This window comes from Ligilactobacillus sp. (genome assembly GCF_036846325.1).
In the GTDB taxonomy this organism is placed as follows: domain Bacteria; phylum Bacillota; class Bacilli; order Lactobacillales; family Lactobacillaceae; genus Ligilactobacillus.
The window spans coordinates 1-9,562 of the sequence record NZ_DAIUCE010000071.1 but is presented as its reverse complement, the minus strand read 5'-3'; the positions used below and the strand labels follow the sequence as shown (position 1 = coordinate 9,562).

The 9,562-nt window shown below is 50.1% G+C and carries 7 protein-coding genes; 6 read left to right on the top strand and 1 reads right to left on the bottom strand.

The annotated features are described in order from the left end of the window. Positions 1–75: 75 nt before the first annotated feature. On the bottom strand, positions 76–936 hold the full coding sequence (locus V7Z60_RS07255; protein ID WP_334117169.1) for a patatin-like phospholipase family protein: 861 nt from the start codon (positions 934–936) through the stop codon (positions 76–78). Positions 937–1,104: 168 nt separating this feature from the next. Between V7Z60_RS07255 and V7Z60_RS07250 the strand changes: the two genes are divergently transcribed. From V7Z60_RS07250 to infB, 6 genes are all read left to right on the top strand, one after another. After that, on the top strand, positions 1,105–5,454 hold the full coding sequence (locus V7Z60_RS07250; protein WP_334117168.1) for a PolC-type DNA polymerase III: 4,350 nt from the start codon (positions 1,105–1,107) through the stop codon (positions 5,452–5,454). 158 nt (positions 5,455–5,612) lie between these two features. Beyond that, positions 5,613–6,086: a ribosome maturation factor RimP gene (rimP, locus tag V7Z60_RS07245; protein WP_334117167.1), complete on the top strand. Its 474-nt coding sequence runs from the start codon at positions 5,613–5,615 to the stop codon at positions 6,084–6,086. Positions 6,087–6,106: 20 nt separating this feature from the next. Further along, positions 6,107–7,321: a transcription termination factor NusA gene (nusA, locus tag V7Z60_RS07240; protein WP_334117166.1), complete on the top strand. Its 1,215-nt coding sequence runs from the start codon at positions 6,107–6,109 to the stop codon at positions 7,319–7,321. A 13-nt stretch (positions 7,322–7,334) separates the two neighbouring features. Beyond that, positions 7,335–7,634 carry an RNase P modulator RnpM gene (gene rnpM, locus V7Z60_RS07235; protein WP_334117165.1) on the top strand — a complete coding sequence of 100 codons (300 nt, stop codon included), beginning with the start codon at positions 7,335–7,337 and terminating at the stop codon, positions 7,632–7,634. Then, the gene (locus V7Z60_RS07230) at positions 7,624–7,929 is read left to right on the top strand and encodes a YlxQ-related RNA-binding protein (protein ID WP_334117164.1); all 306 of its coding nucleotides are present in this window, start codon (positions 7,624–7,626) and stop codon (positions 7,927–7,929) included. The genes rnpM and V7Z60_RS07230 overlap by 11 nt, the downstream gene beginning before the upstream one ends. Before the next feature lie 63 nt (positions 7,930–7,992). Then, positions 7,993–9,562: translation initiation factor IF-2 (gene infB, locus V7Z60_RS07225; protein WP_334117163.1), on the top strand; the 1,570-nt coding region annotated here is incomplete at its 3' end.

The following is a 9,562-nucleotide window of genomic DNA, read 5'->3' as shown; positions in this document are numbered from 1 at the left end:
GGACAAAATCAGCCGACCTGCGACCTCCCTGTTCGGCATTTCATTTGAAAAGAGACTCTTTTCCCGGCCTGCTCATCATCCTTCAAGATATTCAATCATTGCTTCAAAGCATTCGTCTGCTTCGCTGTACCCTTCATTGTACAGTTCCTTCAGCTTTCTGACGTTTCGCTCAAGCCTGCCGACCTTGACGGGTTCCTTTGGGGCAATGCAGAATATCTGTTTTGATTCCTCCATTTTCTGCAGTTCGTCTGCCTGCTTGTTGTAGGCTTCCGGCCTGCCGTTGACCTGCCTGACGAAATCAGGGTATTGCCTGAAGTTCATTTCAATTGCCTTTTCCATTGCCTTGCTGCCAGGTTTCTTGCGATATTCGCGGTTACGCGTTCTGACGACGACGATTTTGTCGAAGCCCAGTTCCTGCGCAAGATCGACCGGAATGGAATCTGAGATTCCGCCGTCAAGGCAGAGCCCTTGCGACGTCTGATGCGGTTTGGAAATAATCGGCATCGACGAAGAGGCCTCGAGGGCGTCGGTCAGTTCACGGCCGACCGGAGGCTTGTGGAATTCGACGCGTTTGCCGTCCTTCAGTCTGGTGGCTACGATTACGAAGTCCGTTTCAGACAGATTGTAGGCATTTTCATCGTAGTTGTGCCATGAAATCCCATGATCCGTAAACAGATAGTCAAGATTGATGATGCTTTTGCCCTTTAAGAGATGACTGACGGAAATATAATCGCGATCGTTGCGGTATTCGGTATTGATTTCAAATGTTCTTCCATATTGTTTGGAAACATAGTTCGCTCCGGCAAGAGATCCCGCTGAAACGCCGATGACGCAGTTGAACTGAATGTCACGATCCAGAAAACAGTCAAGGACGCCGGACGTATAGCACCCGCGCATGGCTCCGCCTTCTAAGACAAGTGCTGCATTGTAATACATGGATTCTCATCCCTTCATCATAGTAACAAAATTATTTTATACAAATTCAGTATAACATCATCAGGAGGATTTTTCCCGTCACAATTGAGCGACAGGCGACAAAGTGCAAAAAGTGGTCTACTGTGCTAAAATCGTATAAGTGAGTTTTAAATGAAAGGAAGGGTATGAGTGGGACTCGATAAAAAAGCCATGTTTGAAAAACTGCTTGAACAAATCAAGTGGCAGGATGACAGGGAAGCATTTTCCGATGCGCTGATTGAAAAGGTCGAAGTGCATACGAAGTCGAAGCGCTGGGATTTTTATCTGGAAGTGAACGACATCCTGCCGTTTCAGACATTTGCAAGACTCAATCAGCTTGTCGAGACGTCTTTCAGGCCGATTTGCAGGACGAGACTTAATTTTACGACGAGAAATCCTGTGATGGATGATGAAAAACTGGTTTCATACTGGGCATATGCCGTTGAAACGAGCGGAAAAGCAAATGGTTTTACCCAAAATCTCCTGCGCAATCCGCCGGAACTTGATCACGGTCAGGTCAAGCTTCTGGCTGAAAATACGGTCTTGCGCGATTTTTTGAAGCGCAACGTTCTGGAAAGGATCGAAACGGCATATCAGAATGCCGGTTTCCCCAAATTCACGATTAAACCCTACGTTGATGAAAAGGCGATTGAGGAAAAGCGCGAGGCCATGCAGCAGAAGCATGCCGAAAACGATGCGGATCTGGCCAGGAAAGCCTATGAGCAGATCAAGCTTTCAAACGAGCAGAAGGCCAGACAGCCTAAGAACGTGAAGAAGCAGGAAGAGCTTCCGCCGGTTGAAGGACCGGTGATGGTCGGCAAGAAGATTTCGGAAGACACCGAAATCAGGCCGATGAAGACAATCACGGAAGAGGAGAGAGTCGTGGTCGTGCAGGGATACGTCTTCGATTCCGAGGTGCGCGAACTGCGCTCCGGCAGAAAGATTCTGACGTTCAAGATCACCGACTACACTTCTTCGTTTGCCGTCAAGAAGTTTTCAAACAATGCCAAGGATGAAGCGATGTTTGATGCAGTCAAGGTCGGCCAGTGGGTCAAGGTCAAGGGCAACGTCCAGGAAGACAGCTATATGAGGGACCTTGTCATCAATGCCTATGACATCAATGAAGTCAAGCATGAAGGACGAAAGGACACGGCTCCTGAAGGTGAAAAGCGCGTTGAGCTTCACTTGCACTCCAACATGAGCATGATGGATGCGACAAATTCGATTTCAGACTATGTTGCACAGGCTGCCAAGTGGGGGCAAAAGGCGATTGCGATTACCGACCACAGCACGCTTCAGGCCTTTCCGGAAGCACATTCGGCCGGACAGAAGAACGGTGTCAAGATTCTTTACGGCGTTGAGGCAAACGTTGTCGAAGACAGTCAGCCGATTGCGTACAACGAAGAACATGAGGAACTGAAGCATGCCACTTACGTCGTGTTTGATACGGAAACGACGGGTCTGTCGGCTCAATACAACAAGGTCATCGAACTGGCCGCAGTCAAGATGAAGGACGGAGAAAAGATTGACGAATTTGAAGAATTCATCGATCCGGGACATCCGCTTTCGCAAACGACCATCAATCTGACGCATATTACCGATGCGATGGTCCGCGGTTCAAAGACGGAAGAAGAGGTTTTCAGGCTTTTCCGTGAATTCTGCAAGGGGTGCATCATCGTCGGACACAATGCCACGTTTGACGTCGACTTCATGAATACCGGCTATCTTCGCCACGGCATGCCTGAGATTGAGGAACCGTGGGTCGATACGCTGCCTCTGGCAAGGATTCTTTATCCGGACATGAGGCGCTTTACGCTCGATACGCTGGCCAAGCGGCTCAAAGTTGATCTGGAACATCACCACCGGGCCATTTACGATGCCGAAGCGACCGGCTATATTTTCTACAAGATGCTCGCTGATGCACGCGAACAGTTCGGAATTCTATATCATGACGATTTTAACAGGCACATGGTTCAGCCGGACACCTACAAGCAGCAGCATCCGTTTCATGCAATCGTCCTGGCCAGGACGCAGGACGGATTGAAGAACCTCTTCAAGCTGGCATCAGATTCGATGGTCAATCACTTCTACCGCGTTGCCAGGGTTCCACGATCGGTGCTTGAAAAATACCGCGAGGGACTTCTGGTCGGTTCCGGATGTGCCGATGGCGAAGTTTTCACGGCCATGATGCAGAAGGGCTATGAAACGGCCAAGGCCAAGGCCAGAAACTATGATTATCTGGAAATCCAGCCCAAGGCACTGTACGCGCCGCTTCTGGAGCGCGAACTCGTCAGGGATGAAGAAGAGCTTGAAGACATTATCAAAAATATGGTGAAACTGGCCGAAGAACTCGGCAAGCCGATTGTCGCAAGCGGAGACGTTCATTTCATGAACAGGGAAGATGCGATTTACCGCAAGATCCTGATTCATTCCCAGGGGGGCGCAAATCCGCTCAACCGCTTGAAGAATCTGCCTGACGCGCACTTCAGGACGACGGATGAGATGCTTGACGAATTTGCCTTTCTCGGACCGGAACTGGCCAGAAAGGTCGTTGTCGACGATCCGAACAAGGTTGCAGCAATGTGTGACGAAATCACGCCAGTCAAGGATAAGCTGTATACGCCGAAAATGCCGGGGGCAGAAGACGATATCCGCAACCTGACGATGAACAGGGCGCACGAGCTTTACGGCGACCCGCTGCCGGAAATCGTTCAGGCCCGTCTTGACAAGGAACTGAAGTCAGTTATCGGCAACGGGTTTTCGGTAATCTATCTGATTGCGCAGAAGCTCGTTTTCAAGTCCAACAAGGACGGATATCTGGTCGGTTCCCGTGGTTCCGTCGGTTCAAGCCTCGTGGCGACGATGACCGGAATCACCGAGGTCAATCCGCTGCCACCGCATTACCGCTGTCCGAAGTGCAAGTATTCTGAATTCTATACAAAAGGCGAATACGGCAGCGGATACGATCTTCCCGACAAGGACTGTCCGGAATGCGGCACGCCTCTTGTCAAGGACGGACAGGAAATCCCGTTTGAAACGTTCCTTGGGTTCAAGGGAAACAAGGTTCCTGACATCGACTTGAACTTTTCCGGCGACTATCAGCCGGTTGCGCACAACTACACGAAGGTTCTGTTCGGGGAAAACAACGTGTTCCGTGCCGGGACGATCGGTACCGTTGCCGACAAGACGGCATACGGCTATGTCAAGGCATACGAGCGTGACAACGAACTGACGCTGAGGTCTGCTGAAGTCGACCGTCTGGCCAAGGGCGCAACGGGCGTCAAAAGAACGACCGGACAGCACCCGGCCGGCATCCTGGTTGTTCCCGACTACATGGACATCTATGATTTCACGCCGATTCAGTATCCGGCAGATGACGTCAATGCTGCCTGGCGCACGACGCACTTTGACTTCCACTCGATTCACGACAATATTCTGAAGCTCGACTGTCTTGGTCACGATGATCCGACGATGATCCGCATGCTGCAGGATCTTTCGGGAATCGAGCCGAAGACGATTCCGACTGATGACCCCGGTGTGATGGCGCTGTTTTCCGGAACGGAGATTCTGGGCGTCACGGAAGAACAGATTCAATCAAAAACGGGAACGCTCGGCATTCCGGAATTCGGAACGAGATTCGTTCGCGGGATGCTTGAGGAAACGAAGCCGAAGACGTTTGCCGAACTGCTCAAGATTTCCGGCCTGTCTCACGGCACTGACGTCTGGCTCGGGAACGCCGAGGAGCTGATTCAGAACAAGACGGTTACGATGCCCGAAGTCATCGGATGTCGTGACGATATCATGATGGACCTGATTCACATGGGCGTTGAAAGCGATCTTGCCTTCAAGATCATGGAACACGTGCGCAAGGGACGCGGTATTCCGGATGAGTGGCAGGAAGAGATGCACAAGGCAAACGTTCCCGAATGGTACATCGGGGCCTGCCTGAAGATCAAGTACATGTTCCCCAAGGCCCATGCCGCCGCCTACGTCTTGATGGCGCTGCGCATCGCCTATTTCAAGGTCTACTACCCGCTGATCTACTATTCAGCATACTTTTCAGTACGCGCCGATGATTTTGACCTGGTTGCAATGGCCAACGGCAAGGAATCCGTCAAGGCCCGCATGAAGGAAATCAACGAAAAGGGCAATGACGCTTCGGCCAAGGAAAAGAATCTGCTGACCGTGCTTGAGCTTGCAAACGAAATGCTTGAACGCGGCTTTGAGTTCAAGATGGTCGACATCAGACGTTCGGATGCCTCGGACTGGCTGATTGAAGGAAATACACTCCTGGCACCTTTCTCGGCAATCCCCGGCCTCGGACTCAACGTTGCCAAGCAGATTGTTGCGGCAAGAGAGGAGCGCGAATTCATTTCCAAACAGGATCTGAAGGAACGCGGAAAAGTTTCGCAGTCACTGGTTGACTTCATGACTGAAAATCATGTTCTGGACGGATTGTCGGATGAAAATCAGCTGTCGCTTTTTGACATGCTTGGGTAAATTCCCTGCATTTTCATTCATTTTCACGCAGAACTTGAAAATGTCATTTCAATATGCTACAATAACATTGTTTTTGATACTCGTTAGGGAGTGAGCAGAGATGCTCGCTCTTTTTATTGGAGCGGGTTCCATTCTGAAATGATGCGAGGAGGAAAATTTTGAGCAGCGTTGTTGAAACAGTGACGGGATTGGTCACGCCTATATTGGATGAACGTCACTTTGAATTAGTTGATGTGGAATTCGTAAAGGAAGGCAGGAGCTGGTATTTGCGGATTTATATCGATAAGCCCGGTGGAATCAATATTGAGGAGTGTGCACTTGTCAGCGATTTGCTCGGCGAAAAGCTTGACGACTGCGACCCGGATCCGATTCCTCAGGCATACTTTCTGGAAGTTTCCTCACCCGGGGCTGAGCGTCCGCTGAAAAAGGAACGCGATTACGAGCGGGCATTGAATTCATATATTCATGTCTCGCTGTATCAGCCGCTGGAAGGAAACAAGGTTTATGAAGGCACAATGGTCGACTTGAAGCCGGATGAACTGACGCTGGAATACATGGACAAGACTCGTCAGAAGACGATTGTGATTCCGCGCAGGCAGATTGCACAGGCGCGTTTGGCAATCAAATTTTAATAATAAGGAGCACAGAAAAAATGAGTAAGGAATTGCTTAATGCATTGGATGCACTTGAAACTGAAAAGGGCATCAAAAAGGAAGTCATCATCGATGCTTTGGAACAGGCGCTTGTTTCCGCCTACAAGAAGAACTACGGTCAGGCACAGAACGTCAAGGTGACGTTTGATGCAAGCCGCGGCGACATCAAGGTCTTTGCCGTCAAGGAAGTCGTCAACGAAGTTCTGGATTCATGCCTCGAAGTCAGCCTGTCTGATGCTCTTGAAATCAACAGAGCCTACGAAATCGGCGACACGATTGACTTTGAAGTCACTCCACGTGATTTCGGCCGGATTGCGGCTCAGACGGCCAAGCAGGTCATCATGCAGCGCGTGCGCGAAGAAGAACGCCAGATGATCTATAACCAGTACAGCCGTTATGAAAATGAAATCATGACCGGTGAAGTCGAACGCCGCGACAGCCGTTACGTTTATGTCAACCTCGGCAACGTTGAAGCCGTTCTTTCGAAGCGCGACCAGGTTCCCGGCGAAGTCTACAACTCACATGACCGCATCAAGGTCTACGTGTACAAGGTCGTTGATCCAAACGAAAATCAAAATGCCGAGCAGAATGAAGAAGAAGGCAGGAAGAAGCGCCGCAACCGCGGGCCACAGGTTTACGTAAGCCGTTCGCATCCTGATCTTTTGAAACGCATGTTTGAAAATGAAGTTCCGGAAATCTTTGACGGAACCGTTGAAATCAAGTCGATTGCGCGTGAAGCGGGCGACCGTGCCAAAATTGCCGTCTACTCCGACCAGGAAGGAATCGATCCGATCGGAACCTGCGTTGGCCCTCGCGGAGAACGCGTCAAGGCAATCGTTGAGGAATTAAACGGAGAAAAGATGGATATCGTCGAGTGGAGTGAAGATCCGGCCGAATATATCAAGGCTGCATTGAAACCGGCCGAAATTCTTGAAGTCCGCTTCGACAGAGACGATGATCATGCATGCACGGTCGTCGTTCCTGACACGCAGCTGTCGCTTGCAATCGGCAAGCGCGGACAGAATGCCCGGCTTGCAGCTCATCTGACCGGTTACAAGATTGACATCAAGTCTGAATCAAACATGGAGGAACTTGACCGTCAGCTTGAAGAAGAACCTGAGGAAGACTTTGAACTGCCTGAAACAGAAGATGTTGAAACGGAAGATGCCATCAGCATTGAGGACATCGAAGACATTGAGGCGGATGACGAATAAGGGAGGTTTTTAGATGGCACAGCGTAAAATACCGATGCGAAAAGACATTGTTACCGGAGAAATGAAGCCGAAAAAGGAACTCGTTCGTGTTGTCAGAAACAAGGAAAATGAAGTTTCAATCGATCCGACCGGCAAGAAGGCCGGTCGCGGAGCATATATTCATTTAGACGTCAAAACAGCCGAGAAGGCAAAAAAGGACCGCACCTTCGACAAGGCATTCGGACTTAAGATTGATGATGCCTTTTACGATGAACTGGTTGCCTATGTTGATCACCAGGCAGCCCGCGCGGAATTGTTCGGAAATGGAAAATAGACAGAAAGTTCTGCAGTCACTGGGTCTTGCACGCCGGGCAGGAAAACTGACGACGGGCATTGACCTTGTCATTGACCAGGTTAGACTTGGAAAGGCGTGTCTTGTTTTTTGCGCAAATGATGCAGGACAGAGTACGAAAAAGAAAATTACTGATAAATGCAATAGTTACAACGTCACTTGCTCGCTCGAATTCACAAGGGATGAACTCAGTGCGGCAATAGGATCGAAACGTTCGATAATTGCAGTGACGGATGCAGGCTTTGCTAAGAAATTCAAGCAACTGCTGACTCTTTGATTCGTGTATTTCTCGAATCAAGAGTCCTGACAGGCTTGATTTTACGAGAATGGAGCGATGTCGATGAGTAAAAAGAGAATTTATGAATTAGCAAAAGAACTCAATGTTTCCAGCAAGGAAGTCATTGCGGCAGCCAAAAGGAAGGGAATTGAAGTCGGCAATCACATGTCGACGATTGGAGAAAACGAAGAGCGGCAGTTAAGGGCTGCCTTTGCTCCAAAGAAAGCCCCTGTTGAGAAAAAGGCGGCTGCCTTCAAGGCTGAAAAACCGGCCAGAGAGCATAAAAGGGAAAGTGAAAGGGTCGGAAAGAAGCCTTCTGACAAGCGGACAGACGAAAAGAAGCAGGCCGTTCGCCCTGATCATGGAAAGAGCAACCGTGATCAGAAGTCAGTGAATAGAATCAACGAAAGGCATTCTGGTAACCACATGGATAAAAACAAAAACAACAACAATCGCAGGAGCAGTCAAAGAGAAGGACAAGGCAACGACCGTTTCGGCGGAAATGACAATAAAAAGGGCAAGTTCAACAAGAAGAACAATCGCAAAAACAACAGGCGCAATAACCGCAACCAGCGAGACAACAAGAAGAACGCCGTTCCGCAGCGCAAGAACAAGCCGTTGCCGGAAACTCTGGTCTATACGGTCGGCATGAACGTTGCCGATATCGCAAAGAAGATTCACCGCGAACCGGCCGAAATCATCAAGAAGCTCTTCATGATGGGCGTGATGGTCAACCAAAACCAGTCGCTTGACAAGGATACGATTGAAATTCTTGCAGCCGACTACGGCATCAAGGCTGAAGAAAAAGTTGAAGTTGACGTGGCCGACATCGACAAGTTCTTCGAAGATGAAGAAAACAACAGAAAACACCTGGCACCGCGCCCGCCTGTCGTAACGATCATGGGACACGTTGACCATGGCAAGACGACACTGCTTGACAAATTGCGCCATACGAACGTCACTGCCGGTGAAGCAGGCGGAATTACGCAGCATATCGGTGCCTATCAGGTAAGACACAATGACAAGATCATTACGTTCCTTGACACGCCAGGACATGCCGCCTTCACGAGCATGCGTGCCCGCGGTGCCGACATCACCGACATCACCGTCCTGGTCGTTGCCGCAGACGATGGCGTCATGCCGCAGACAATCGAAGCCATCAACCACTCTAAGGCTGCCGGTGTTCCGATTATCGTGGCCGTTAACAAGATTGACAAGCCCGGCGCAAACCCTAACCACGTCATGGAACAGTTGACCGAATACGGTCTGATTCCTGAAGACTGGGGCGGCGACACAATCTTCGTTGACATTTCCGCCAAGTTCGGCAAGAATCTTGACGAACTGCTTGACATGATCCTGCTTGAGGCAGAAATGCTTGAGCTTAAGGCAAATCCTAAGCAACACGGTGCAGGATCCGTCATCGAAGCCCGCCTTGACAAGGGCAAGGGCTCCGTTGCAACGCTTCTGGTTCAGCAGGGAACGCTTCACGTCGGAGATCCGATCGTAGTCGGCAATACTTTTGGCCGCGTCAGGACGATGACTGATGCCAGAGGACGCGCCATCAAGAAGGCTACTCCAGCAACGCCGGTCGAAATTACCGGCCTGAACGAAGTGCCGCAGTCAGGTGACCGCT